The following is a 26,938-nucleotide window of genomic DNA, read 5'->3' as shown; positions in this document are numbered from 1 at the left end:
ATACACCTTGCCAGAGGGAATCAGAATTTGTTAACCATTTGCTGGCAGCCTCCAAATCAGGCAACGACTGGATCCGTATCGCGTAAGGGGGCCACGAAAACCTTGGGCGGCGGAAAAGGGGAAGAATATGCGGGTTCTACTAATTGAAGACGACAGCGCAACGGCTCAAAGCATTGAGCTGATGCTCAAGTCCGAGAGTTTCAACGTCTACACCACCGATCTCGGTGAAGAAGGCGTCGATCTCGGCAAACTCTACGACTACGACATCATCCTTCTCGACCTCAACCTGCCGGACATGTCCGGTTACGAGGTCTTGAGAACACTGCGCCTGTCCAAGGTGAAGACTCCGATCCTCATCCTTTCGGGCATGGCCGGTATCGAAGACAAGGTCCGCGGCCTCGGCTTCGGCGCCGACGACTACATGACCAAGCCGTTCCATAAGGACGAGCTGGTGGCGCGTATCCACGCGATCGTGCGCCGCTCCAAGGGTCATGCCCAGTCGGTTATCTCGACCGGCGAACTGATCGTCAATCTCGACGCCAAGACGGTGGAAGTCGGCGGACAGCGCGTCCACCTCACCGGCAAGGAATACCAGATGCTCGAGCTGCTCTCGCTGCGCAAGGGCACGACGCTCACCAAGGAAATGTTCCTCAACCACCTCTACGGCGGCATGGACGAACCGGAACTGAAGATCATCGACGTCTTCATCTGCAAGCTGCGCAAGAAGCTTGCGAACGCTGCCGGCGGCGCCAACTACATCGAAACCGTCTGGGGTCGCGGCTACGTGCTGCGCGAGCCCGATGGTGCGGAATACGCCGAAACCGCCTGATTGCCTGATAGGCCTGCACCGCCCCGCATGATGCGGGCCTATGGTTCACGAAACCCGCCCTTGAGGCGGGTTTTATTTTGTCTGCCCGACTGCGGGTTTCCTTCGATTGCAAGCGATCAAGCGGCAGAACATTCAACATGCGATGCGGCCATTTTTGCCCCTGCCCCGATGCGTTGTTCGTTGTCGGTGCCAACAGTTGCCTGGACCGACCGAGGAGCGAAACAAGCTCGGTAAGCGGCATGCACAAAAAAGCCGCGGCGAGCGCCACGGCCTGATTTCACCGGGTGATATAAGTCGCAGCCGTTCAGGCCGCCATGGACTGGCTGGCGAACACGCTGGTCAGGATCTTGCGGTCGAATGGCTTCAACAGGAAATCGTCGGCTCCGGCCCGTTTTCCGGCCATCATCTTCTTCAGATCCGCCTCGACGACACAGTAGTAAATCCTGACGGCTGCACCGTTCGGCAGGCGGCGAATGTTGCCAATGAGATCAAGCGCGCCTTCGAGGCCGGCGTCGACGACGAGAATATTCGGCAATTCCGCCTCGCAGCGCACCAGCGCCTCCAGGCTGCTCGGCGCCTCGTAAACCAGGAATCCCATGCCGGAAAGGATACGTTTTCCCACTTTCCTGACGACATCCGAGCCGTCGGCAATCATCAAGCGCCGCATGTCAAACTCCCTTCGCTACTTACCTATACGCGTATTCGTAGCCTTGAAACAACTCTATACAAATTTGGCAAAGATTTCGTTACGGAGTTTGCTTAACGACGTTTAATCCATCAAAGCCAAGCTATTGAAATATCTTATCTTATTCAAAGCACACAAAGAAGGACGTGCAACGCGAGACGCGCGTTTTCACCCGGCGCGAAGGCACCGGGCGGTCGCAGAGCGAGAAAAAGCAGGATGATTTCAGCCCGCGGATAAAACCTCAGGCTGCAATGCGGGCCGTGAAGATGATTTCCTCACCCGTCGAGGCAACGGCGATTTCCATGCCCGCTTCCTCGCCGAGAAGCACGGTGTAGTACGGCTGGATCGAATGCGCGTCGACCGCCTCTTCCGGCGTGCCGGACAGCAGCTCGGTGAGCCGTGGAGGCACCCGCATCATGCGGCCCTTTGCAACCAGGGTGAATACGGCATCGAACTCCGGGTTCTCGAGCGTAATGTCGATGGAGCCTCCGCGCGGGATCGCGCCATAGGCGATGAGAAAGAGGTTCAGGAGCAGCTTGACCCTGTTCTTGGCAATGATCGCACGCGGCCCGTGCCAGTTGACCTCGGTCTTCTTCTCGGCGGCGGCAAAGTCCTTGGCCGCCTTCTCCGCTTCGCCGGTATCGATCGACGCACCGACCGAACCCGAGGCACCAAAGGCGAGACGGGCAAACTTCAGACGGACCGACGCGTTGAGGGCGCTGGTGCGAATGAGGTCCATGGCGTCTGCATCGGCGCCGCCTTCGTCGAGAAGCTCCAGGCCGTTGTTGATGGCGCCGACCGGCGAGATGACGTCGTGGCAAACCCGGCTGCACAGAAGCGCGGCCAGATCGGGTCCCGTCAGTGTCAGGTTCGGATTCTTTGCCATCTTAATTCCTTGTTGGGTTCCGCCGGCCATCGCCCGGAGCACGCGCCGTGGTTACGGCGGTAATGCCTCGCGCAGGAAGGCGCAAGTCATGAGCTGCCCGGCGCAGCCGTTCATCAGTGGAACATAATGACACCATACTTGGTAAACCGATTGTTAAGACCATCGGTTCAAATTGCATGGAATTGGTCCAGACCCGAACTGGCCGCCCAGTGATCTGACTGGCGGCCACCGCAAACCCGCAAGCGAGCCATTTTCGCGCCTGACGGAGGATACGATGCATCAGATCATGAAGGCAGCCGCAACGGCTGGCCGTGTTGTCCTGGCCACGATGTTTCTGGTCGCCGCCGCGGTATCGTCCGCGCGCGCCCAGGCCGCCAACAACAACCAATATACCATGCAGGAAATCGTGGATGCCGGTCACGGCTTCTTCGGAGAAACCTCAGGCGGACTGGCGAAGGTCGTTGAACGCGCCTTCGAACGGTACGGCCTGCCGAATGGCTACATCCTCGGACAGGAAGGCTCAGGCGCGTTCATCGCCGGCTTGACCTATGGCGAGGGCGAGCTCAACACCAAGAATGCCGGGCAGCACAACGTCTTCTGGCAGGGTCCGTCGCTCGGCATCGACTGGGGCGGCCAGGGCAGCCGCGCCATGATGCTCGTCTACAATCTGCCAAGTGTGCCGGCGCTCTACAAGCGCTTCGGTGGCGTCTCCGGCTCGGCCTATGTGGTCGCCGGCGTCGGCATGACGGTGCTCACCGACGAGCAAATCGTCGTGGTGCCGATCCGAACCGGTATCGGCGCGCGGCTCGGGATCAATGTCGGCTACCTGAAGATGACCCAGAACCCCACCTGGAACCCCTTCTGAGACTGTTGCCGGATCTGCCCACGCAAAATCCGGCACCATAGACTTGCAGTGCACGGAACGTCATGTTTAGTGCAAGGAAGCGGAAGATGGAGCGCCTGCCGTGCCCATGTGGCTGGCGGGCGGTTCTTTTCCGGTCCAGTTTTGAAACGGCCAGCTCGTGATCCAATTCTCGCTTCTCTTTGCCCTGGGCTTTCTGACGGCGATCATCATCGGTCTCCTGGTCGCGCCGGCGATCCATCGCCGCATCGTGCGCTTCGCCGAGGATCGGCTGAAGGCGACGATGCCGCTCAGCCCCCAGGAGGTGCGCGCGCAGAAGGATGCCGCCCGCGCCGCCTTTGCGGCGGAAAACGCACGCACCCTCCAGGCCCTGAAACGGGAGCGTGACAAGGGCGTGTCGTTGATGCTCGCCAACGAAAAGAGCCTTCACGAGGCCCGCCGGCTGAACGGCGAAAACGCCGATCTCCATGCGCAGCTCGCCGATATGAACGTCGAAGCGGCGGACATGCGTTCCGCCATCAGGCAGTTCGAGCTGCGACTGGAGCGGATGAAGGCGACGCTCGACAATGTCGAGCGGGATAACGCCGGAAAATCGGACGAGATCCAGAGGCGCGACGTTCAGCTCGCCCAGAACCTCGCTGAGACCGACAATCTTCGGGTCAATCTGGCTGCACGCGAAACCGAGGTCGAACATCTCAAGAGCCGGATCGCGGCGCTGCGCGACGAACGCGAAGCCCTGCGCGGCGACCTGAAGACCGAGACCGCGCATGCCAAGGAAATGGAACTTCGCCTGTCGCGCGATGAGACCCGCCTGCACCGCCTGGAAGACAAGCTTGCGCGCGAGATGGCCGCGAGCGCCGACCGCGAGAGCGCGCTTGAAAGGCGCGCTGGTGAAATCGAGCGACTGAAAGCCAAGGTGAAGGACGCCAACCAGGAAATGCGTGATGCCGCAAAGACGATGCGCGCGGCCGGCCTCAGCTTCCCGCTGCGCAAGGACCGCCGTCCCGCATCCGAACACCTGGGTAACGGCGCGACGACCCCGGCCGATCTATCGGCGCAACCGGCAAGCGACGTGCCGGACGCGAACATCGCCGCCGACGATCTGCGCAACCGCGCGACGGCGCTGTCCGAGCGCCTGACCAATTCGAAGACCGCCGCCCATGACGAAGCCCTGCGCGACGAGGTCGCGGCGATCGCAGCCGGCATGGTCGCGGTGACCGCGCAGAACGAAGGCGCCAGCTCGCCCATCCTCAACATTCTGGCGGGAGACAAAGAGGAAGGCCCGGCAAGCCGCAAGAGCCTCGCAAAGCGGGCGAAAGACATCCTGCCGCGCCAATAAGACAGCAGAAAACCCAAGCGGCTCCAGCGACCCCTTGCGCGCCTGATACGACGCGCAACATCGCACGACCAATCGTCCGGACGCTGCCGAATTATGGCGGCAAGCCAGATCAGCTCGGGAATGCCAACGGGGTCAGATCCGGCCATTGATCAACGCCACCTGATGAAGGGCGATGCCGGCGGCCGTCGAAACATTGAGACTGTCCAGCCCCGGGCGCTGGCGAATGCGCGCCGTGCGGATCGAGGCGAGCACCGATGGCAGCAGCCCCTCGCCTTCCGTCCCCATGAGAAGCGCCGTGCGGGGCGCCGGCTGGATCGCACCAAGATCGGTCTTACCGGCGGGTGACAGACCCCAGATCGCAAAATCCGCCAATTGCAGCCGCTCGATCAGCGTTGCCACGCAGCCCTCGCGCGCAAACGGCACCGTCAGCACGGAACCGACGGAGACGCGGATCGCCTTGCGATACATCGGATCGCAGCTCGTCTCGTCCATCAGCACCGCATCGACGCCGAAAGCGGCCGCATTGCGAAAGAGCGCACCCATGTTGTCGTGATTGGAAATGCCGCAGGCAGCCAGAACAAGGCTGGAAGAGGCAAGCGACGCGATCAGTGCATCGCGATCGCGTTCACCGTCACGGCGACCAAGTGCCAGCACGCCACGATGCATGTTGAAGCCGGCGATCGCATCGAACACCGCGGCATTGGCCACATAAACCGGCACATCGGGCGGAAAGCGCCTCAGGATATCCTCGACGCCGCTGACCCGGCTTTCAAGCAGCAGGATCGCCTCGGCGGCAAAACCGCGCCCGGCCTCATGCGCCGCCGCCAGCATGCGCAAGACGACCGTTCCTTCGGCAATGAAGCGGCCCTGCCGTCCCGTAAGGTCACGCTCCTTGATCGACACGAAACCGGCGATCCTCGGATCGGCGGGATCATCGATGCGAAGGACGGACGAAAGGGCGCCTGTCATGCCGTCAGTTTGTCCGAACCGTAATGTCGGCGACGATGCGGCCGGCGCCAATGTCGAAGACGATGGCGCGGGGCTCGGCCCCGGGAAGGTTGCCATAGAAGAGCACCTGGGAGCCGGAAAGCGCCACGTTGGTGACGGTAAAGCCTGCAGGAAGAGCTGCGACCGCGTTGACCGGCGCTTCGCTCGGCACGACGGCGGTTGCGGCCTGGACCGGCGCCTTCTCGTCCGTGCGCGTCAGCTTGTAGACAATCGTGCCAAGGACAGCCATAAGCATGACCAACATGACGCCGGCCGAGACGAGCTGCAGCTTCACCATCTTGCGGCGGACATTTTCCATCGCCGGATCTAGCGGCTTGTCTTCCTGGTCATCGGGCTCAATTGCGGTCATGGCTGGCCTTTTTCGGATTTGGAACGGTATGAACGACCCCTTTAAACAAGCGACGGCCAATAGGAAAGTCCTGAGCGCAGGCGAGGATGCCGCAGGCCGTCTCGATTCCTTCCTGACGGACGCGCTTTCGGGGGAATTTTCCCGCAACCGGATCAAGAGCCTGATCGAGCAGGGTGCCGTGTCGATCAACGGCAAGCCGGTAACCGAGCCGAAAAAGAAGGTCCAACCGGGCGATGTCTTCGAAATCGACCTGCCCGAGCCGGAAGATCCGGAACCGAAGGGCGAGGACATCCCGCTCGACGTGCTTTACGAAGACGACGATCTGATCGTCCTTTGCAAGCCTGCCGGCCTCGTCGTGCACCCGGGTGCCGGCAACTGGACCGGCACGCTGGTCAATGCGCTCATCCACCATTGCGGCAGCAGCCTGTCCGGGATCGGCGGCGTCAAGCGCCCGGGTATCGTCCACCGTCTCGACAAGGAGACGAGCGGCGTCATGGTCGTCGCCAAGAACGACGCTGCGCATCGCCACCTCTCCGAGCAGTTTGCCGACCATGGCCGCACCGGTCCGCTCGAGCGCGCCTATCAGGCCGTCGTCTGGGGACGGCCGCGGCAACTGAAGGGCACGATCGATGCACCGCTTGGCCGCGCCGGCGACCGGACGAAGCGCGCCGTCAAACGCGAAGACAGCGACGACGCCCGCGAGGCGATCACCCATTACGAGGTGGTCGAGCGCTACCTCGAAAAGCCCGACGGCACCTGCCTAGCCTCGACCGTCGAATGCCATCTGGAAACAGGGCGTACCCACCAGATCCGCGTGCACATGGCCCATATCGGCCACCCGTTGATCGGCGACCCGGAATACGGCGCCGCCTTCCGTACCAAGGCAAACCTTTTGCCCGATGCAGCCAGGGCGGTCGTCACCCAGTTCCATCGCCAGGCGCTGCACGCTTTCATGCTGCAGTTCGAACATCCGTCGACCGGCGAAACCATGCATTTCGAAGCGCCGGCACCCAGTGACATGGCGGCGCTCATCGAGGCGCTGCGCGGCGGAGAATGATCGCGCCCCTTGAATTCCGGCGCCAGGATTCCAATCTAAGTTCAAGTCTCTGTTCGTGACATTCCTGTCGCCCGGCCTCACAGATTGGTGAAACCGGACTCCTTGAATCATGCTTTCGCCGTACTTATTTTCTAGGCTCGTGGGGTCTTGACGAGGACCCACATGCCCGGCTTGCCGACCGGAGGCCGGAGACTATAAAGGGGGGTGCTTCATATGGCCCGAAACAATTTGCCGACCATTGCCGCTGGAGAAGGCGGCCTCAACCGTTACCTCGACGAAATTCGCAAGTTCCCGATGCTGGAGCCGCAGGAAGAGTACATGCTCGCCAAGCGGTACCAGGAGCATGACGACCGCAAGGCCGCGCACAAGCTTGTTACCAGCCACCTTCGTCTCGTCGCCAAGATCGCGATGGGTTATCGCGGCTATGGTCTGCCGATCGGCGAAGTCGTGTCCGAGGGTAACGTCGGCCTGATGCAGGCCGTCAAGAAGTTCGAACCCGATCGCGGCTTCCGCCTCGCGACTTACGCGATGTGGTGGATCAAGGCGGCGATCCAGGAATACATCCTGCGCTCGTGGTCGCTCGTGAAGATGGGCACGACTGCCAATCAGAAGCGGCTGTTCTTCAACCTGCGTCGCCTCAAGGGCAAGATTCAGGCGCTCGACGAAGGCGACCTGAAGCCCGAGCACGTCAAGGAGATCGCGACCACGCTCAAGGTGAGCGAGGACGAGGTTATTTCGATGAACCGCCGTCTGTCCGGCGACGCCTCGCTCAACGCGCCGATCAAGGCAAGCGAAGGCGATTCCGGACAATGGCAGGACTGGCTCGTCGACGACCACGACAACCAGGAAGAAATCCTGATCGAGCAGGACGAACTCGAAAACCGCAGGGCATTGCTCGCCAACGCCATGAAGGTGCTCAACGATCGCGAGCGCCGGATTTTCGAGGCGCGACGCCTGACGGAAGAGCCGTTGACGCTCGAAGATCTCTCGGCCGAATTCGACATCAGCCGCGAACGGGTGCGCCAGATCGAGGTTCGCGCCTTCGAAAAGGTTCAGGATGCGGTGCGCAAGGCCGCACTTGAGCGCGCCAACGCGCTACGCGTTGTCGAAGGCGCATAGGGCGCTCAGAGCAGTTTAAGCGGTTTCGCCTGCCTCAATCCGAAAAGCATCGAAAACAAAAACCGGCGGAGCGATCCGCCGGGTTTTTCAGTTTCATCTTTGCCTCGCCAGCTTACTGGCTGTTGGTCGCCGCAGCTGTTCCCGAGGTCGACCAGGCGCGCATGGCCTGATTGAAGGCATCCGTGCCGCTCTGCCCTTTCTCGAGCGTCAGCAAGGCGCGACGTCCGTTGCGATAGGTCAGCGGGATGTCGATCCAGCTGCGGCTGCGCAGCAGTTCGGTGTTGTTGCCGATCGCATCGGTGGCGTCGTTGAGCGCGATCATGTGGAAATCGTCGGTGATCTTGGCCGGAACCGCGATCAACGCATCGCCCCTGTCCTGCTCGGTCCGCTTCATCGAAACGCGCTGCACGCTGTCGATGGCGCCGCCTTCGAAGTTCGGCGGCAACGAGAAGACGAACTCGATGACGTGACTTGCCGGCAGCGATGCGTCCGCATTGCGCTTGATCGTCATCAGGGCCGTCAGTCCACGGTCAGGAATGGTGATCTGCGCCTGGATCGCCGGCTCGGGCTTGGCGTCGCCTCCAGGCGATTCTTCCTTGACCGACCACGCGACTGTGCCGGGGACGGCTGTTGGCGAAGACTGGCCGAGACGCTCCTCATAAAGGAACATCTTCTCGCCACTGGCAATCGCGACTTCAGGCTGGGTCGCTTGGCCAGCCGGCTGCCCGTTGGCCGGCGCAGCTGCCTGCCCGGCAGCCCCGGTTTGAGCCGTCGCAGTTTCCACGGGCTTGCCCGCTTCTGTCTGTGGCGCCACGGACTTGCCTTCCTGGGCAACGTTTTCGCCCGTCACGGAAGCCGGGCCTTCGTCTTTCTCGGATCCATCGGTGAGCAGACGCTGTGTGAACTTCGTCGAACTGTTGTCTGGAACAACGGTGTCGTCGTGTGCTGCCGGTTCCTGTTTCGCCGTCTCGCCCTCAGGCTGGGCCGGCGGTACGTTTTCCGCCGTCGGCGCTCCGCCAATGTTGGAAACAGCCGACGTGATCGACGATGCGATGCTCGAAATCCAGGCATTGCCGGCTTCGCGGTTCTGCCAGTAGGCAAAACCACCGCCGCCAAGCACAAGCAGCGCAATGGCTGCGATCACGAGACGCTTGAGGCTGAAGCGCGACGGCTTCGGCGTGGCGCGATAGGACGTCGGCCGCGGTGCGGACGCTGCTGCATCGCTTGCCCGCTCCGGCTCGCGGGCAGCCGACGATGCCGCCGCTCCGGTTGCCGCAGCGTTGGCGGCATCCTCAAAGCCGAGCAAGTCGTCAATGTGATCCCAGGCGGTGCCGGCGCGCTCCTGCTGGCTCTGCGGCGCGTTTGCCGCGGCCGCTTGAGCGGGCTTTTCGACAGGCCACGACCAATCGCCAATCTCCGGCTCGGCAGCCTTCTCGGCGCGCCGCTCCTCGAATGGGGCGAACGGATCATTGTCGTCGAACGACCAGCTGCGCGCCGGATCGGCCTTGGCCGTCACCTGCGGCGGCTGCGCTTGCGGCTCCTCGACCGGGTGCATGCCCAGAAGTTCGGGGTGGTGCGATGTATCCTGCTGGTCGCTCGGCTGAACGTCGGTTGCAACGGGCGCAGCCGCAGGGGCAACCGCGTCCCACTCCGGCAGGTCCCATTCGGAGGCTGCCGGCTTGTGTTCGACGTTCGCTGCCGGCGCTTCTTCCCATGACGGCTGTTCGGCGTGCCGCGTCTCCGCGTCTACGTGCGGAGAAACATCGCTGACCTGATGCGTCTCGGCCGAGGCCGGCTCGACCGTTTCCGGATAATGCGCGGCCTCATGACCATAGGTCTCCGGCTGCGCTACTTCTACGGCCGGAGCCTCTGCCTCTTCGACAGGCGCGACGACGGTTTCAGTGGGTTCCGCCGCGGGCTGATATTCGGTTTCAGCCGGGTACTCGGCTGCGGCCGGGTACGCCGCGACAGGCTCGTCTTCAACGACTTGTTCGTATTCAGATGCAGGCTCGTAGGCGACCGGCTCTACCGGAGCAGCCTCTGCAGCAGCTTCGACAGTCTCCTCGGCATGCTGTACCGGGCCAGCATGCACCGGTTCCTCGTAGGCCTCAGCGACCTGTTCGGTCTCAGCAACCGGCTCTTCAGCGACGGCGACAGGCTCATGCACGGCGGCCGGCTCGTCCAACACCTCAGGCCGCGCTTCTTCAGCTTCGGCGACGGTCTCCTCGGCAACCGGCGCCTCGGCGGCGACGGTTTCGGTGACCTCTTCCTGCGTGACGGGCTCGTCGAGCGCCGGCAAGGCCTCGGCGTGCTCGCTGTCGACCTCGGTGATCGCGTTTTCGAGCTTCGCCAACTGGCGATTGATCATGTCGTCCGACGGACGCGGGTTCATGTTTTCGAGTTGGCGGCGCACGGCTGCGCGCGCCTTCTCGTAGACCCTATCCCGCATTTCAGGTGTGTTTTCCGACAGGCCGTCAACGGTCCTGCGAATAACTGCAACAAAATCCGCCATTAGTACTTTCTCATACGCGCAGGTATGTCTTTGCGATCACGACGCAACGTCATTTCGCCGACACTAGTCCTCAAAGGGGTCCGTCACAAGTATTGTGTCGTCCCGCTCGGGGCTCGTCGAAAGAAGAGCGACCGGTGCCCCGATCAGTTCTTCGACCTGGCGAACATACTTGATCGCTTGCGCCGGAAGATCTGCCCAGCTGCGTGCGCCGACCGTCGATTCCTTCCAGCCTTCGAGTGTAATATAGACTGGCTTGGCTGAAGCTTGCTGCGCCTGGCTTGCCGGCAGATGGTCGATCTGCTGACCGTCCAGAGTATAGCCGACGCAGATCTTCAGTTCGTCGAGGCCGTCGAGCACGTCAAGCTTGGTGAGCGCGATGCCGGTGATGCCGTTGGCGGCAACCGACTGGCGCACCAGCGCCGCGTCGAACCAGCCGCAACGGCGCTTGCGGCCCGTGACGGTGCCGAATTCATGACCCTTTTCGCCGAGGAACTGACCGATTTCATCGGTGAGTTCGGTCGGGAACGGACCCTCGCCGACGCGCGTCGTATAGGCCTTCGTGATGCCGAGGATGTAGCCGAGCGAGCCCGGGCCCATGCCCGAGCCTGCAGCGGCCTGACCGGCAACGGTGTTCGACGAGGTGACGAACGGGTAGGTGCCGTGGTCGATGTCAAGCAGGGTACCTTGAGCGCCTTCGAACAGGATGCGTGCGCCCTTGCGGCGCGCCTTGTCGAGCAGCACCCAGATGGTTTCCATAAACGGCAGAACCTTGGCCGCAACCGAGGACAGCTCCTGCATGATCGCGTCGTGGCTGATCTCGGTCTCGCCGAGGCCGCGGCGCAGCGCGTTGTGGTGGGTCAGCAGGCGGTCGACCTTGGCCGGCAGCGTATCGAGGTCAGCGAGATCCATGACGCGGATGGCGCGACGGCCGACCTTGTCTTCATAAGCCGGGCCGATGCCGCGCCGCGTCGTGCCGATCTTCGTGCCGCTGTTGGAGGCCGCATCTTCGCGGATGCCGTCGAGTTCGCGGTGCAGCGACAGGATCAGCGTGGCATTGTCTGCAATACGCAGATTGTCCGGCGTGATTGCAATGCCCTGCTTGCCGAGCTTGTCGATTTCAGCGATCAGCGCATGCGGGTCGATGACGACGCCGTTGCCGATGACGGCAAGCTTGCCGGGACGCACGACGCCGGAGGGCAGCAGCGACAGCTTGTAGCTGACGCCGTCGATCACCAGGGTATGGCCGGCATTGTGACCGCCCTGAAAGCGCACGACGATATCCGCGCGCTCGGAGAGCCAATCCACAATTTTGCCTTTGCCTTCGTCACCCCATTGGGAGCCGACCACTACGACATTCGTCATAATTCTCTTCCTGTTCAGGCGCGCAAACGAGGCTGCGCTGTTCTCAAACCCGCGCATCTATACTGTGTTGTCTTCGGGAAAGCGACCCCGTTTTGCCCGGCGTTCCGCCCTTTTTGCATGACAAGGCCGCGATTTAGCGCCTATATCTTCGCCTCTCCCGCCACCGCGGCGACAGGTCGCCCATCTCCACGCAGGTCTAAGCATCGTGAATTCCAAGGCCTATTTCTATCTCTGCATCACCGCGCTTTTCTGGGGTGGCAATTCCGTTGCCGGCAAGATGGCGGTCGGGCACGTGAGCCCGATGATGCTGACGACCTTGCGCTGGGTCTTTGCGCTGATCGTGATCCTGGTGCTGATGACACCGCAGATCCGCCGCGACTGGGACAAGATCCGCAAGCACTGGCTGCAGCTTCTCGCCTATGGCGCCATCGGCTTCACCACCTTCAACGCCCTGCTTTACTCTGCACTGAAGTATACCAGCGCCATCAACGCCGTCATTCTTCAGGCCGGCATCCCGATGCTGATCTTCCTGTTCAATTTCGCGCTGTTTCGGACCAAGGCGTCGATTGCCCAGGTCATCGGCTTCACAGTCACGCTGATCGGGGTACTGGTCACGGCCGCCCATGGCGACGTGACCAGCCTGCTCTCACTCGAGTTCAACTTCGGCGATGCGCTAATGATCGCGGCCTGCGTCGTCTACGCCGGCTACACGGTCGCGCTGCGTTACAAGCCGACGATGCACTGGCAAAGCTTCATCGCAGCGCCCGCCTTCGGCGCGTTGCTGAGCGCCATACCGCTGTTGTTCTGGGAAATCGGAACCGGCACGGCGATCGTGCCCGACACCACGGGTTGGGTCATCGTTCTTTACGCCGCGATCTTCCCGTCGCTGATGTCACAGGTTCTCTACGTCCGGGGCGTCGAGATGATCGGCGCCAACCGGGCAGGCCTTTTCATCAACGCCATCCCGGTTTTCGGCACACTACTGTCGGTGATGCTGATCGGCGAAACCTTCCATACCTTTCACCTCGCCGCTCTGCTTTTGGTGCTCGGGGGCATCGCGATCGCCGAGAAGGGCCGTCCGCGCTGAGCCAGCTTCGCGCCTACCGGGTACGCGTCGAGCGATGCAATCGCTAGAACTCGGGAGGCGACTTAAGGCTTGATTAGCAGATGGCTGCTTCTGTCGCCGCCAGGATATTTTCCCTGGGGCTAAGGCAGTGAAAAACATTAGAATTTCGACACGTATCTATCTTTTGACGGCAATGGCGCTGGTCTTCATGGCGGCCGCGATGGCCTACAAGACGCAAGTTGCCAATTCGGAAGTCAGTGCCGAACGGCGCCAGATGCTGCGCAACGTCACCGAGGCAGCAATCTCCGCGATCGCGAGTTTCGAGGAGCAAGAACGCAACGGCGCTCTCTCGCGCGAAGAAGCGCAAAGCCGCGCCATTGCGGCCGTCATGGCGATGCGCTTCGGCCAGGACGGCTACTTCTTCATCAACGGCTTCGACGGCATGATGATCGCCCATCCCCTCGCCAAGAAGCTGATCGGCACCGACGTGCGCGGCCTCAAGGATACCAACGGCAAGGCCTTCAACGTCGAACTCATCGCACTCGCCCAGAATCCGGGCAGCGGCATCGTCAACTATTACTGGGACAAGCCCGGCCACGACGAGCCGGTCGAGAAGTACTCCTACATCCAAGGCTTCAAGCCCTGGGGCTGGGGCGTGGGCACCGGCGTCTATGCCGACGATCTCGCCGCGAAGTACAATGCCTCGCTGGTCATGACGATTGTCATCACCGCGATCGCGGCCATCGCAACGCTTGCCGCCGCCATGGCGATCGGCCGCTCGATCAGCCGGCCGATCAACCGGCTGAAGGACGTGATGCTCGAAGTGTCGAACAACGACACCCGTTCGGACGTTCCAGACACCGACCGCCGCGACGAAATCGGTCACATGGCGGACGCGCTTGTGGTGCTGCGCGCCTCGGTGATCGAGCGCAACGCGCTTGAGGTCCGCCAGCGTGAGCAGCAGGTGGCGCTCGACAGCGAGCGCAGCGCGAACGAGGAGATGCAACAGGCAACCGCCCGCACACAGGCCCATGTCGTCAGCACCATCGGCGGCGCGCTCGAGAGCCTTGCCAGCGGCGACCTCACGACCCATGTTCCCGATCTTGGCGCCGACTACGAGAAGCTGCGCAAAGACTTCAACACGGCGGTCGCCGCTCTTCGTTCGACGGTGAGCGCGATTGCCGACTCGACGTCGGTCGTCACCGGCAATGCCAACGAGATCAGCAAGGCGGCAAACGACCTGTCGCAGCGCACCGAGCAGCAGGCAGCCTCGCTCGAGGAAACGGCGGCCGCCCTCGATGAAATCACGTCGGCCGTCCAGAACTCGACGAACCGGGCGGACGAAGCCAGCCGCATGGTTGCCGAGGCCCGCAAGGGCGCAGCCGCATCGAGCGAAGTGGTGCGCGACGCCATCCATGCGATGGGACGGATCGAAACCTCGTCGTCGAAAATCGGGGAAATCATCGGCGTGATCGACGACATTGCCTTCCAGACGAACCTGCTCGCGCTCAATGCCGGCGTCGAGGCGGCACGCGCCGGGGATGCCGGCAAGGGCTTTGCCGTAGTCGCTCAGGAAGTGCGCGAACTGGCGCAGCGTTCCGCAACCGCGGCCAAGGAGATCAAGGGGCTGATTACCGCATCAGGCGTTGAGGTTTCGGCCGGCGTGCGTCTCGTCGAGGCGACGGGGTCGGCGCTCGGCGACATCGAGCAGCGGGTCAACGAGATCAACGACCGCATCGTCGCCATTGCGACGGCAGCACGCGAACAGTCGGTCGGGCTGCGGGAGATCAACACCGCCGTCAACCAGATGGACCAGATGACGCAGCAGAACGCGGCGATGGTCGAGCAGACCTCGGCGGCAAGCCAGGCCCTTGCCGGCGAAAGCAACGTGCTCTCCGGCAGGCTCGCACAATTCACCGTCGAGGAAAGCCAGTGGCGTCCAACAGCGCAACGCGCCGCCTGACGCCGGCTTTGGACCGGGAGAAAGAAAATGGCGCCGCTTCGGCGCCATTTTTCATTCAGGCGAAGTGCCGCTCCATGTAGAGCGCTTCTTCACCATAGCTTGCGAGCTTGCGCGCCAGGCGCTCATCCATCCGAACCTCGAAACCCTGCCGTTCCCAGAAACCACGGGATCCGTTGACCGAAACCAGCGACATCGACCGGAAACCTTCTGCCCGGGCGACATCCTCCAGCACCGGCAGAACGCTACCGCCTGCCCCGGAGCCGCGCATTTCGGGCAGGAGTGCGAGATCATGGATGTACCAGGTGTCGGCCGCGTCAGGGATTTCGCCGAGCATGGTGTTCAGCGACGGCGGCGCGCCCTTAAGCCATGGATGGCTCAGCACATAGCCGCGCGACTGCCCTTTCGCATCCAGCATGAAGCAGCCGGTGGGGCTGAGCGCAATGCGATCGGCAATCACGGCATCATCTTCGGGGAAGGCCTGATGGACCACGAGCTGGATCTCCGAGACAGAGGTCAGGTCGGGCAGGCTGGCCTCGCGCCAGCGAAACGTCATTTCAGTCATCCGAGGTCACATGCGGTCTAAACGGGAAAGCGCACCGGCGGTCGCCGGTGCGCTTCCGTTTGCCCCGTGATTGGGTCGACAAAACGGCGGACTGTGCCGCCGCCTGTCCTGTCACGCATCAATCGACGTTGAACACCAGCGGCTTAGCCTGGCGAATGGCGGCGTTGGCACGCAACTGGTCGAGCACATCATCGGAAACCGGGCCATCGACGTAAAGCAGCGCGATGGCGTCGCCCGCTTCCTTCTCGCGGCCGAGCTGGAAGTTGGCGATGTTGACGCCGGCATTGCCGAGCGTCGTGCCGATGAAGCCGATCATGCCGGGAACGTCGGTGTTGGTGATGTAGACCATGTGGTTACCAACGTCGGCGTCAAGGTTGATGCCCTTGATCTGGATGAAGCGCGGCTTGCCGTCCGAGAACACCGTGCCGGCGACCGAGCGCGTCTGGTTGGCGGTCTTCACCGTCAGCTTGATGTAGCCGTCGAAGACGCCGGTCTTGTCGCGCTTGACCTCGGACAGGATGATGCCCTTTTCCTTGATCATGATAGGCGCCGAAACCATGTTGACGTCGGCGACCTGCGGCCGGATGAGGCCGGCAAGCACCGCGCTCGTCAGCGCCTTGGTGTTCATGCCAGCGGTCGCGCCGTCGTAGAGGATCTCGATTTCCTTGATCGCGCTTTCGGTTACTTGGCCGACAAAGGCGCCGAGAACGTCGGCAAGCCGGATGAACGGCTTCAGGATCGGCGCTTCCTCGGCGGTGATCGACGGCATGTTGATGGCGTTGGAAACGGCCCCCTTGACCAGGTAGTCCGACATCTGTTCGGCAACCTGCAGCGCAACGTTTTCCTGCGCTTCCGTGGTCGATGCGCCGAGGTGCGGCGTGCAGACGACGTTCGGCAGGCCGAAGAGCGGGCTTTCGGTGGCGGGTTCGACCTCGAAGACGTCGAAGCCGGCGCCGGCGACATGGCCGGACCGGATCGCGTCAGCCAGTGCCTTCTCATCGACGAGACCGCCGCGGGCGCAGTTGACGATGCGCACGCCCGGCTTGGTCTTGGCCAGCGCCTCGGCATTGAGGATGCTGCGCGTCTTGTCGGTGAGCGGCACATGCAGGGTGATGAAGTCCGCCTGGGCAAGCAGCTCGTCGAGCTCGACCTTGGTCACGCCCATTTCCTCGGCGCGCTCCTTCGAGAGGAACGGGTCATAGGCAAGCACGTGCATCTTCAGGCCGATGGCGCGCGAGCAGACGATCGAGCCGATGTTGCCGGCGCCGATGACGCCAAGCGTCTTGCCGGTGATTTCGACACCCATGAAGCGGGACTTCTCCCACTTGCCGGCCTGGGTCGAGGTATCGGCGGCCGGAAGCTGGCGGGCGACGGCAAAGAGCAGCGCGATCGCGTGTTCGGCTGTTGTGATCGAGTTGCCGAAGGGCGTGTTCATCACGATGATACCGCGGCGCGAAGCGGCCGGGATATCGACGTTGTCGACGCCGATGCCGGCGCGGCCGATGACCTTGAGGTTGGTCGCAGCCGCGATCAGCTTTTCGGTCGCCTTGGTGGCCGAGCGGATCGCCAGGCCGTCATAGTTGCCGATGATTTCGGCGAGCTTGTCCTTGTCCTTGCCGAGCTTCGGCTGGAAGTCGACTTCGACGCCGCGGTCGCGGAAGATCTGGACGGCGGTTTCCGACAGTTCGTCGGATACGAGAACGCGAGGTGCCATGAGAGGCCTCCTTAAAGATCGGGTCTGAATGGGAATGCGGTTAGCCAGGCCTCGCCCCCAAGGGGAGCGAAGCGGATCACTCAAATCAGTGTGAGATGCGGGCGAAGTTCATTGTCCTCACCCTTTGTCTGATCAGGCCGCAGCCTGGGTCAACGTTGCCTTCTGGGTCTCGAAAGCCCAGGTCAGCCACGGCATCAGCGCCTTCATGTCGGCGGTCTCGATGGTGGCACCCGCCCAGATGCGAAGACCTGATGGCGCATCGCGGTAGTGGCCGATGTCGAAGGCAACGCCTTCCTTTTCGAGAAGCGTAACCACGCCCTTGGCAAAGGCAGCCTGTCCGTCGGCGTCGAGCGCCAAGACGTCCTTGTCGACGATCTTCAGGCAGACCGAGGTGTTGGAGCGGGTCTCGTCCTTGACCGCCAGGTTGGCGATCCAGTCGTTGGCGGCGACGAAGTCGAAGATGACTTCAGCATTGGCGTCGGCGCGCGCCATCAGGCCCTTGAGCCCGCCAACCTTCTCCGCCCAGACGAGCGCATCGATGTAGTCCTCGACGCACAGCATCGACGGCGTGTTGATGGTCTCGCCGGTGAAGATGCCCTCGATCAGCTTGCCGCCCGAAGTCATGCGGAAAATCTTCGGCAACGGCCAAGCCGGCACGTAGGTCAAAAGACGTTCGACGGCACGCGGCGACAGGATGATGACGCCGTGTGCACCCTCACCGCCGAGAACCTTCTGCCAGGAGAAGGTGACGACGTCGAGCTTGGCAAAATCGAGGTTCTGCGCGAAAGCGGCCGAGGTCGCGTCGCAGATCGTCAGGCCCTTGCGGTCAGCCGGGATGAAGTCTGCGTTTTCGACGCGCACACCCGAGGTCGTGCCGTTCCAGGTGAAGACGACGTCGCGATCGAAATCGATCTTGGAAAGGTCGGGCAGTTCGCCGTAGCCGGCTTCCAGCTTGCGAACGTCGGCGAGCTTCAGCTGCTTGACCACATCGGTCACCCAGCCGGCGCCAAAGCTTTCCCAGGCGACCATGTCGACGCCGCGCTGACCCAGCAGCGACCAGAGCGCCATTTCGACGGCGCCGGTATCGGAAGCGGGCACGATGCCGATGCGGTAATCGGCCGGCACTTCAAGAATGTCACGGGTAAGATCGATGGCCTGCTTCAGCTTCGTCTTGCCGATCTTGGCGCGGTGCGAACGACCGAGCGGAGCATCGGAGAGAGCATCGAGCGACCAACCGGGGCGCTTCGAGCAAGGGCCAGAAGAAAAATGGGTGTTGTTCGGACGGAGGTCCGGCTGTGCAGGCTTTGCCATGTGCTATCCTTCCAGATAGATAGCCCTTCGTTGGGGAAGGGTGTCCCGCCGCCGGAGATATTGTGAGCGGGACAGGAAGTCAAGCGCTTTGTCGCAATCGAGAAAATTTATGGCGTCACAGGCAAGATCCGCAAAGACGGACGGACGCCGGCGACCATTTGTTGCGGGCAACCGACAGGCGGCATTGTAACGCGAAAACCTTCCCAACGCTGCGTTATGCGGGATTACGGCTGCAATCGGGCGCTTGAACGCTTCAGAAGGAGAAGCGCAGACCCGCGCGGATCTCGTGGCGGGACAACCCGTCGTCAAAACCCTTGTCGCCCCGTGCGCCGGCCAATGCTTCGGCGCCAAAGCCGAACATTTCGCCATCGCCGATGTGAGAATAGCGATAGCCGACGTCGAGCTTCAGCTGCTCGCTGAGATCGTAGGAGACGCCGGCCATCAGCGCATAGGTGAAGCGCCAGCTGTCGCGTCCTTCGTAGGAGTTCGAAGCCGGCGTACCGGCACAAGCGGCACCGACGCAGCTGGCCCTCTCGATCGCCGTGTCCCAGTTGAGACGGGTCGCACCGAGGCCAGCACCAACATAGGGCGTGAAGCCGGCAAGCGTGCCGAAATCGACATAGGCGTTCGCCATCAAGCCAAGGGCTGAGTAATCAGCCCCGGTCGAGAAGGCGCAGGACGTGCCCGCCCCCTGCCCGGCGCAGGGATTGGCAGAGGATGACGAGCCGTTGAACCGGCCCTCGAAGTACTCGGCTGTCAGGTCGGCGCGAAACGTGTCGGTGAACTGGTAGCCGACGCCGAGCGAACCCGAAAACGGCTTGTCGAAACGGGCGTTATCGAAGGGCACGCTGCTGTAGCTGCCCGCATCGAAAGTGCGGTAGTAGGGATCGCCCTCTCCACGCCACGGCGCATAGCCGATATCACCGCGCAGATAGATCGCGCTGGCGCCGGCCGCTTCCTTTTCGATGGTGATTTCCGGGGCGTTCAGAAGATCTTCGTCGGCTGCAAGCGCCGATCCGGAGAGGAGCAGGCCGGCACCAAAAGCGGCCCCGCAGAGCCCGTTTCGCCAATCCATGTCCATGCCCTTTCGCCACTGCCATTGGCGGGACAGCCATGCCGCCACCGCTTCGTTCAGCGTTAACTATTGGCAGCGACTGGTTAACCTGCGGTTAACCATGCCCATTAACAAACGCGCAAAGATTGCCGGCAACGAAAAAGGCCACCCGAAGGTGGCCTTTTGCATGATCATGTCGAGGTCGATCACTTGTAGACGATCGGCTCTGGCTCGTAGGGCACTTCGCAGACGTTGCCGAAGGAGTAGCGCAGACCGGCGCGCGCCTCGTGGATGTAGAAGCCCTTGTCGAAGCCCGGACCGCCGCCGTTGGCATAGCCGAACATGTCGCCGTCATCGACCTGACGGAAGCGGTAGCCGACGTCGGCCTTGAGGTTGCAGGTCAGGTCGATCGCCGTACCGGCCATGAGCGCGTAGGTGAAGCGCCACTTGCTCTCGCCATCGTGGCCCGTTGTCGGGTCGCAGTTACCGGGGTTGCCGATTTCGCAGCTGGTGTTGCGCAGCTTGTCCCACTTGACGTGCGTCGCACCGATACCGGCACCGACATAAGGGGTGAAGGCGCCATAGGTGCCGATGTCGACATAGGCGTTGGCCATCAGGCTCCAGGCGGAAACCGAGGTAACGTCGCGCGACCGGCACGGGCCCGGGAAGCTGCCGCAGTTGCCGAGCGTCGAGCCGTTGAAGTCGGCGCTGCCCCAATAGTCGGCCGTGACGTCGGCACGGAAGTAGTTGTTGAACTGGTAACCGACACCGGCACCAACGACCCAGGAATCGTCGATTTCAGCCGTTTCGAAATTCGCGATCGAGCCGCCCGGCCCCCCTTGGTAGAAATTCGCACCGCGCAGGTTGTTCCAAGCATAGCCGACGTCGCCGCGCAGGTACCAGCCGCTCGTCTGGATGACCTCGACCGGCTGCTCCGGCACCGGTTCCATAGGCGGTTGATAGACGTCCGCAGCAAAGGCTGCAGTGCCGCTGAGCAAGATCGCAACAACGCCACTCAAAATTCTCTTCATGGCCCACTCCAATATAGTCCGTTGCTTGGCTCACCATGAAACCGGTGCCCAAATCCCGTTATTGGTTATGGATAATGAGGAGGAAAGGTTAAGTTCCGATTAACTACAAACGTTTACCGAGATTGTTAAGAACTCAGCGTATTCCTGCGGTTGTCGCATCCCTTTACTTTGGGGCCGTCAGACTTCGTGAGACTCCCCTAAATAATTCGACAGGACAACGCGCTAAACCGCCCTCGGACGGCCAGAAGAGTTCCGCCCAAAGCGGAGGCTGCGGCAAATGACGGCGACAAAAAAGGCCGGTGCATAGCACCGGCCCTGGAGGGAATTCGATCGCTTCAGGTCTCAGGCTGCGTTTCGCGCGCTGCCGATAACGTTGACCAGCTCGTCGACGATGCGCTCCACCTGACCGCGGTCATCACCTTCCGCCATCACGCGGATCAGCGGCTCGGTGCCGGAGGGACGGATCAGCAGGCGGCCGGACTTGGCAAGTTCCGATTCCGCGTCGGCGATTGCCTGACGCACCGTGGCGTCTTCGAGCGGCTTGCCCGCGGAAACACGAACGTTCTTCAGTATCTGCGGCACTGGCTCGAAGCGGTGGCAAACCTCGCTCACCGCCCTGCCCTGGCGCTTGATGACCGCAAGGATCTGCAGCGCCGCCACGAGGCCATCGCCGGTCGTGCCGAAATCGGAGAGCACGATATGACCCGACTGCTCGCCGCCGACATTCAGACCGTCCTGGCGCATCTGCTCGACGACATAGCGGTCGCCGACCTTGGTGCGGCGCAGATCGATGCCGCGGCCCTTGAGGTAGCGTTCGAGGCCAAGGTTGGACATGACGGTGGCGGCAACGGCGCCGCCGCGCAGCATGCCGTCTTCCGCCCAGCTGTCGGCGATGACGGCCATCAGCTGGTCACCGTCGATGACCGTGCCGTTCTCGTCGACGATCAGCACACGATCGGCGTCGCCATCAAGCGCGATGCCGATATCGGCCCGCACTTCGTGCACCTTCTTCGAAAGGGCGCCGGGATGGGTGGAGCCGCAATCGAGATTGATGTTGGTGCCGTTAGGCTCGGTCCCGATGGTGACGACTTCAGCACCCAGTTCCCAAAGCGCTGTCGGCGCGACCTTGTAGGCGGCACCATTGGCGCAGTCGATGGCGATCCTCAGGCCTTGCAGCGTGACATCGCGCGGCAGCGTCCGCTTGGCATGCTCCAGGTAGCGATAGATGTCGCCATCGACGCGCTTGGCCCGGCCGATGTCTTCCGATTTCGCCAGCTGGCCCGAGAAGTCCTGGTCGAGCAGAGCCTCGATCTTTTCCTCGATGTCGTCGGAAAGCTTGTAGCCGTCAGGACCGAACAGCTTGATGCCGTTGTCCTGGAACGGATTGTGCGAGGCGGAGATCATCACGCCGATATCGGCGCGCAGCGAGCGCGTGAGCATGGCGACACCCGGCGTCGGGATCGGGCCAAGCAGGAAGACGTCGAGGCCGGCTGCCGTGAAACCCGCCACCATGGCGTTTTCAAGCATGTAACCCGAAAGACGCGTGTCCTTGCCGATCACCACCCGGTGACGGTGGGCGCCGTTGCGAAAGATCGTGCCCACGGCAATGCCGACCCGCATCGCCAGATCCGGCGTCATCGGAAACATGTTGGACTGGCCGCGGATACCGTCGGTGCCGAAATACTTTCGCTTCATAGGAGCTCCATCGTTCTGCCGGGTCAGCGCTGGCTTTGCCAGCTTCGCCTGTCTGCGGGGTGCGCGACTGGGTTTCATGGACCGGACCTCATTTCATATCGGCGGTTGCCGCAGGCTCTGGATCTTCGGGCCAGGCTTTGGCCTCAGATCGCAAATACATTTGTCTTCTTTGACACAAAAGCGCAGCAAACGGCAGCGAGCCTAGCATCAGAAATCATTACATCCCGTTACCAAATGCCAGCCGACAATCTGCCAACGAAAAACCGCCGCTCCACTCAAGGAACGGCGGCTCTTTTGCATTGCCAGGAGATGTCGCTTACTGCGGCTGCGGCTCGAACCCACCTTCGGATTCTTCGCCCTTGCCGCCAGCCGGACCTTCCTTCTTGGCACCGGCCGAAGGAACGGCCGAGCCACGATGTGGCGGCGTGTCGTCGCCAAGGTCACGCGCCGGCTTTTCACCGCGGATCAGCGCCTTGATCTCTTCGCCCGTCAGGGTCTCGTATTCGAGCAGTCCCTCGGCAAGCGCCACGAACTCGTGGTTCTTCTCGGTCAGGATCTTGCGGGCGGTCTCGTAGGCCTCATCGATCAGACGACGGATTTCGTTGTCGATCTTCTGGGCGGTCGCTTCCGACACGTTCTTCTGCTGCGCCACGGAGTGACCGAGGAACACTTCCTGCTGGTTCTCACCGTAGGATACCTGTCCGAGCTGGTCGGAGAAGCCCCACTGCGTCACCATCGCGCGGGCAAGCTTGGTGGCCTGCTCGATGTCGGACGATGCGCCAGAGGTAATGTTTTCCTTGCCGAAGGTCAGTTCTTCGGCAACGCGTCCGCCCATCATGATGGCAAGCCGCGAGACCATCCACTTGTAGCTCATCGAGTAGCGGTCGCCTTCCGGCAACTGCATGACCATGCCAAGCGCACGACCGCGCGGAATGATCGTCGCCTTGTGCAGCGGGTCGGCCGAAGGAACGTTGAGCGCAAGAATGGCGTGACCGGCTTCGTGGTAGGCGGTCAGCTTCTTCTCAGCCTCGGTCATGGCCGACGAGCGACGCTCCGCGCCCATCATGATCTTGTCCTTGGCATCCTCGAACTCGAGCATGGTGACAAGACGCTTGTTGCGGCGGGCGGCCATCAGGGCGGCCTCGTTGACAAGGTTCATGAGGTCGGCACCGGAAAAGCCGGGCGTACCACGGGCGAGAACCTTGAGGTCGACATTCGGCGCCAGCGGCACGTTGCGGACGTGCACCTTGAGGATGCGTTCGCGGCCGTTGATATCCGGGTTCGGCACGACGACCTGACGGTCGAAACGGCCCGGACGCAGCAGCGCCGGATCGAGAACGTCAGGACGGTTGGTCGCCGCGATCAGGATGATGCCTTCGTTGGCTTCGAAACCGTCCATCTCGACCAGCAACTGGTTGAGCGTCTGTTCGCGTTCGTCGTTACCGCCGCCAAGACCGGCGCCACGATGGCGACCGACGGCGTCGATTTCGTCGATGAAGATGATGCAAGGCGCATTCTTCTTGGCCTGCTCGAACATGTCGCGCACACGGCTGGCACCGACACCGACGAACATTTCGACGAAGTCGGAACCGGAAATGGTGAAGAACGGCACATTGGCTTCGCCGGCAACCGAGCGGGCGAGCAGCGTCTTACCGGTACCGGGAGGACCGACGAGCAGAACGCCGCGCGGAATGCGACCGCCAAGGCGCTGGAACTTCTGCGGATCGCGCAGGAATTCAACGATTTCCTCGAGGTCCTGCTTGGCCTCGTCGACACCTGCAACATCGTCAAACGTCACGCGGCCATGCGCTTCCGTCAGAAGCTTGGCCTTGGATTTGCCAAAGCCCATGGCACCGCGCGAACCGCCCTGCATCTGGCGCATGAAGAACAGCCAGACACCGAGGATCAGAAGCATCGGAAGAAGCGTGCCGATATAGCTGAGGAAGCCGGACGAACCGTCGGTTTCCGGGCGAACCGTGACCGTCACATCCTTGGCTTCGAGGCGCTCGGTGAGCGCCGTATCAACGGATGGCGCGTAGGTCTGGAATGTTGCGCCGCTTTCAGAATAGCTGCCGATCACTTTCGAGCCGGTGATCACGACTTCCTTAACGCGGCTCGCATCCACGTCCTTCAGGAATTGCGAGAACGGAATCTCGCGCGAGCCGGTGCGCTCGGTCGGCTGCTGAAACATGCTGAACAGCGCGATCAGCAAAAGCGCTATGATTGCCCAAAGGGCAAGATTACGAAAATTAGGGTTCATCGAACTCCCCGGAACCTGTCACGACCCGCGCATTTCGCGGGCCGCTGTCTTGCTCCCTAACATAGGGTTCTGGTGACGCATTGCCAAGGCAAACCGCCGGCTACCGTTCCATTTCTGTCAATAGATCGTGAACCGGCGGCGGAAGATATCGCTGTCGTCCGAACAATCCGGCGATCCTGTCGGCCATGATCCTGTCGAAAGCGGGCAAAAAGGTGTCGTAAAGCCCGATCCGCGGCTCGATTGTGACGGATGCGACGTTTTCGCCGTTCTCAGACAGGATAATCGGCGCCGAGAGCGACGCGCGACCGGCAACGCCCGGTGGCAGACCTGCGGCAATAAGTCTCTGCTGTTGTGGCCCTCGCCCGCCCTCGGCCGTGACTGAAATGGACTGATGTCCACCATTGCGCACAACGAACCGACCATCCCACAGGCCGACCTCGCCTGCATTCAACGTCAACTCTTTCAGGCCCCGCGCCTCGCGATAGAGGTAGATACCGGTCGATCGCCGGTCGAAGACGACGCCCCCGGCCGTCAGCCGACCGGGCTCCACCCGTTCCAGGAAATGCACAATCCGCTCCACAGTCTCGGCCGCTGGCAGATGCGAGCGCCCGCCGAGCACGGCAACAAGCGCAAGCAGTGCACGCTGCCAGTCGATGTCCCGCCACTGACCAGCGAGCGGGAACTCCGCGACCAATTTCTCGTGGACCCGGACATCGCGGCCAAGCACGTCTGCCGCATTTGCCGACGATCGGGCCCGGGATCTGGCATCCCAGGCGCCGACGCTGTTTGGCGGTGAACGCGCAAGCTCGGCCCGCGCGCGCACCCGCTCGAAACGGGCATTGGCATTGCTCGGATCGTCGAACCAGTCGACCTGTCGTGCGTCAAGGAAGGCGCGGATGGCCGCGCGATCGAGACCCAGAAATGGGCGCAGCACCCAGAGGCGGCGGTCATAAAGGGTGGCCGTCGCCATGCCGGCAGCGCCGGGCCCTTCCCCTCTCTGCAGCCGCATCAAGATCGTTTCGCGCTGGTCATCGCTGGTATGGCCGGTGACGATGCAGCCGGCGTCGAGCCGCTCAGCGGCGGCGGCAAGCAACCGATACCGCGCTTCGCGCGCCGCGGCCTGGATGCCGGTTTCCGGCTTCGGCCCGTCCCACCGCATCGTCACGTGCGCGACGCCGAGCGTTGTGCAGAACGCTGCGACACTCCGCGCCTCCTCGGCCGATTCCGACCTCAGGGCGTGATCGACGGTGCAGGCGACCAGAGAGAAGTCGTTTGGCCCGGTAGCCTCGATCGCCTCATGCAGGGCGAGAAGCAGTCCCTTCGAGTCGCTTCCGCCGGACACGGCGACAAGGATGCGAGCTGGCCTTTCGAAGGATGAAAGAAATCGTTTTGCCGTGTCGACAACGGCGATCGGCGTTAGAGCCTCAGCAGCCAAAGCGGCTCTGCTCGCTCGTCACCTTTGCCTTCACCGCTGGCGAGGCCTTGGGATAGCGCTTGTTGACCTCGCGCAGCGTCGCGCAAGCCGTTTCCTTGTTGTCGAGGGCTCCCAGCGACATGCCGAGCTTCAACAGCATTTCCGGTGCCTTGGGCGATTTGCCGTGGGCCTGGTGCGCGTTGAGGAACGTCTTGGCGGCATCGCTGTATTTGCCCTGCGAGTACTGGGCTTCGCCGAGCCAGAAGCTCGCATCGGCCGCCTTGTCGCCCTTCGGGAAAGCGGCGAGATAGTCGCCAAACTCCTGTTCAGCCGTGCTGTAGTCGCCCGAAAGGACGTGACCGTAAGCCGACTGGTAGAGATCGCCGGGATTGTCGAGCGACGCCGTCTGGCTGCCGGGATTGCTGTTCAGGCCACCGTTATCAGGCGTCTGGACGCCGGGAAGCGTGGCGTTCGCGCCAGGCTGCGCATCGGTCGTCGCTGCGACCGGATTGCCGTTTTCGTCGAAGACGATCTGGCCAAGCGTCGACGGTGCAGCCGCAGTGCCGGAGCCCGGATTTCCGCCCAGCGTCGTTCCCGAGGACGCCATGTCGTTGCCGCCAGCGGCCGGCGCCATGGTATGGCTATCCGTCACCCCCGGGGTGACGGACGCCTGATCGCTGGTCTTCGGCGTCTGAAGCGCGCCGCTCTTCTTCGGGGAGGCCTTGCCGCTTTCCAGATCCTGGAAGCGGAATTCGTTGTCCTCCTGGAACTTCCGGATCTGTTCCTGCATCTGCAGGAGCTGGAAGCTCATTTCCTCGATACGCCCGTTGAGCGAGCGGATCTGTTCTTCAAGCTGGCCA

At 62.4% G+C, this 26,938-nt stretch carries 22 protein-coding genes; 7 read left to right on the top strand and 15 right to left on the bottom strand.

Going from position 1 to position 26,938, the window contains the following annotated elements; genetic code table 11:
- The first annotated feature begins 127 nt into the window (after positions 1–127).
- Positions 128–829 (top strand): response regulator transcription factor CtrA, encoded by a 702-nt coding sequence (gene ctrA, locus VGO04_RS08545; RefSeq protein WP_025424706.1) that lies wholly within the window; start codon positions 128–130, stop codon positions 827–829.
- Between the two features lie 304 nt (positions 830–1,133).
- On the opposite strand, the gene VGO04_RS08540 is transcribed toward ctrA, so the two are convergent.
- On the bottom strand, positions 1,134–1,496 hold the full coding sequence (locus tag VGO04_RS08540) for a response regulator (protein ID WP_327495518.1): 363 nt from the start codon (positions 1,494–1,496) through the stop codon (positions 1,134–1,136).
- A 259-nt stretch (positions 1,497–1,755) separates the two neighbouring features.
- Positions 1,756–2,400, bottom strand: coding sequence for a histidine phosphotransferase ChpT (chpT, locus tag VGO04_RS08535; RefSeq protein ID WP_327495517.1), 645 nt, complete (start codon positions 2,398–2,400; stop codon positions 1,756–1,758).
- Positions 2,401–2,674: 274 nt separating this feature from the next.
- Here chpT and VGO04_RS08530 point away from each other — a divergent pair, with 274 nt between their 5' ends.
- Both VGO04_RS08530 and VGO04_RS08525 read left to right on the top strand, forming a co-directional pair.
- Positions 2,675–3,265 (top strand): DUF1134 domain-containing protein, encoded by a 591-nt coding sequence (locus VGO04_RS08530; protein ID WP_327495516.1) that lies wholly within the window; start codon positions 2,675–2,677, stop codon positions 3,263–3,265.
- A gap of 157 nt (positions 3,266–3,422) precedes the next feature.
- Positions 3,423–4,601, top strand: coding sequence for a hypothetical protein (locus tag VGO04_RS08525; RefSeq protein ID WP_327495515.1), 1,179 nt, complete (start codon positions 3,423–3,425; stop codon positions 4,599–4,601).
- A 132-nt stretch (positions 4,602–4,733) separates the two neighbouring features.
- On the opposite strand, the gene VGO04_RS08520 is transcribed toward VGO04_RS08525, so the two are convergent.
- Positions 4,734–5,570, bottom strand: coding sequence for an RNA methyltransferase (locus tag VGO04_RS08520; protein ID WP_327495514.1), 837 nt, complete (start codon positions 5,568–5,570; stop codon positions 4,734–4,736).
- A 4-nt stretch (positions 5,571–5,574) separates the two neighbouring features.
- Entirely contained in the window at positions 5,575–5,958 is a 384-nt protein-coding gene (locus VGO04_RS08515; protein WP_327495513.1) for a hypothetical protein, read from the bottom strand.
- Positions 5,959–5,986: 28 nt separating this feature from the next.
- On the opposite strand from VGO04_RS08515, the gene VGO04_RS08510 reads away from it, so the two are divergent.
- Positions 5,987–7,015: an RluA family pseudouridine synthase gene (locus tag VGO04_RS08510; RefSeq protein WP_327495512.1), complete on the top strand. Its 1,029-nt coding sequence runs from the start codon at positions 5,987–5,989 to the stop codon at positions 7,013–7,015.
- A gap of 213 nt (positions 7,016–7,228) precedes the next feature.
- Complete coding sequence (gene rpoH, locus VGO04_RS08505; RefSeq protein WP_327495511.1) at positions 7,229–8,134, top strand: RNA polymerase sigma factor RpoH; 906 nt, start codon at positions 7,229–7,231, stop codon at positions 8,132–8,134.
- A gap of 112 nt (positions 8,135–8,246) precedes the next feature.
- On the opposite strand, the gene VGO04_RS08500 is transcribed toward rpoH, so the two are convergent.
- Both VGO04_RS08500 and VGO04_RS08495 read right to left on the bottom strand, forming a co-directional pair.
- On the bottom strand, positions 8,247–10,646 hold the full coding sequence (locus VGO04_RS08500) for a hypothetical protein (protein WP_327495510.1): 2,400 nt from the start codon (positions 10,644–10,646) through the stop codon (positions 8,247–8,249).
- A gap of 63 nt (positions 10,647–10,709) precedes the next feature.
- On the bottom strand, positions 10,710–12,008 hold the full coding sequence (locus VGO04_RS08495) for an adenylosuccinate synthase (RefSeq protein WP_327495509.1): 1,299 nt from the start codon (positions 12,006–12,008) through the stop codon (positions 10,710–10,712).
- Between the two features lie 205 nt (positions 12,009–12,213).
- Here VGO04_RS08495 and VGO04_RS08490 point away from each other — a divergent pair, with 205 nt between their 5' ends.
- Together VGO04_RS08490 and VGO04_RS08485 are read left to right on the top strand one after the other, a co-directional pair.
- The gene (locus VGO04_RS08490) at positions 12,214–13,095 is read left to right on the top strand and encodes a DMT family transporter (protein ID WP_327495508.1); all 882 of its coding nucleotides are present in this window, start codon (positions 12,214–12,216) and stop codon (positions 13,093–13,095) included.
- Between the two features lie 127 nt (positions 13,096–13,222).
- On the top strand, positions 13,223–15,037 hold the full coding sequence (locus VGO04_RS08485) for a methyl-accepting chemotaxis protein (protein WP_327495507.1): 1,815 nt from the start codon (positions 13,223–13,225) through the stop codon (positions 15,035–15,037).
- Positions 15,038–15,092: 55 nt separating this feature from the next.
- Here VGO04_RS08485 and VGO04_RS08480 read toward each other — a convergent pair whose 3' ends face one another.
- From VGO04_RS08480 to ybgF, 9 genes are all read right to left on the bottom strand, one after another.
- Complete coding sequence (locus VGO04_RS08480; RefSeq protein ID WP_327495506.1) at positions 15,093–15,590, bottom strand: GNAT family N-acetyltransferase; 498 nt, start codon at positions 15,588–15,590, stop codon at positions 15,093–15,095.
- A 127-nt stretch (positions 15,591–15,717) separates the two neighbouring features.
- Positions 15,718–17,313: a phosphoglycerate dehydrogenase gene (serA, locus tag VGO04_RS08475; RefSeq protein WP_327495505.1), complete on the bottom strand. Its 1,596-nt coding sequence runs from the start codon at positions 17,311–17,313 to the stop codon at positions 15,718–15,720.
- A 132-nt stretch (positions 17,314–17,445) separates the two neighbouring features.
- Complete coding sequence (locus tag VGO04_RS08470) at positions 17,446–18,624, bottom strand: phosphoserine transaminase (protein WP_327495504.1); 1,179 nt, start codon at positions 18,622–18,624, stop codon at positions 17,446–17,448.
- 253 nt (positions 18,625–18,877) lie between these two features.
- Positions 18,878–19,699 carry an outer membrane protein gene (locus VGO04_RS08465; protein ID WP_327495503.1) on the bottom strand — a complete coding sequence of 274 codons (822 nt, stop codon included), beginning with the start codon at positions 19,697–19,699 and terminating at the stop codon, positions 18,878–18,880.
- Positions 19,700–19,884: 185 nt separating this feature from the next.
- Positions 19,885–20,709: an outer membrane protein gene (locus VGO04_RS08460; RefSeq protein ID WP_327495502.1), complete on the bottom strand. Its 825-nt coding sequence runs from the start codon at positions 20,707–20,709 to the stop codon at positions 19,885–19,887.
- A gap of 342 nt (positions 20,710–21,051) precedes the next feature.
- Positions 21,052–22,404, bottom strand: a complete 1,353-nt coding sequence (gene glmM, locus VGO04_RS08455; RefSeq protein ID WP_327495501.1) for a phosphoglucosamine mutase — start codon at positions 22,402–22,404, stop codon at positions 21,052–21,054.
- A 316-nt stretch (positions 22,405–22,720) separates the two neighbouring features.
- Positions 22,721–24,664 (bottom strand): ATP-dependent zinc metalloprotease FtsH, encoded by a 1,944-nt coding sequence (gene ftsH / locus VGO04_RS08450; RefSeq protein WP_327495500.1) that lies wholly within the window; start codon positions 24,662–24,664, stop codon positions 22,721–22,723.
- A gap of 100 nt (positions 24,665–24,764) precedes the next feature.
- Positions 24,765–26,099, bottom strand: coding sequence for a tRNA lysidine(34) synthetase TilS (gene tilS / locus VGO04_RS08445; RefSeq protein ID WP_327495499.1), 1,335 nt, complete (start codon positions 26,097–26,099; stop codon positions 24,765–24,767).
- A partial coding sequence (ybgF, locus tag VGO04_RS08440) for a tol-pal system protein YbgF (protein ID WP_327495498.1) occupies positions 26,089–26,938 on the bottom strand: 850 nt, incomplete at its 5' end. The genes ybgF and tilS, both read right to left, overlap by 11 nt.

The sequence above is a fragment of the Ensifer sp. genome (genome assembly GCF_035999185.1).
Lineage (GTDB): Bacteria > Pseudomonadota > Alphaproteobacteria > Rhizobiales > Rhizobiaceae > Ensifer.
The sequence above is the reverse complement of the archived record's forward strand: the minus strand, read 5'-3'. Positions and strand labels throughout refer to the sequence as shown.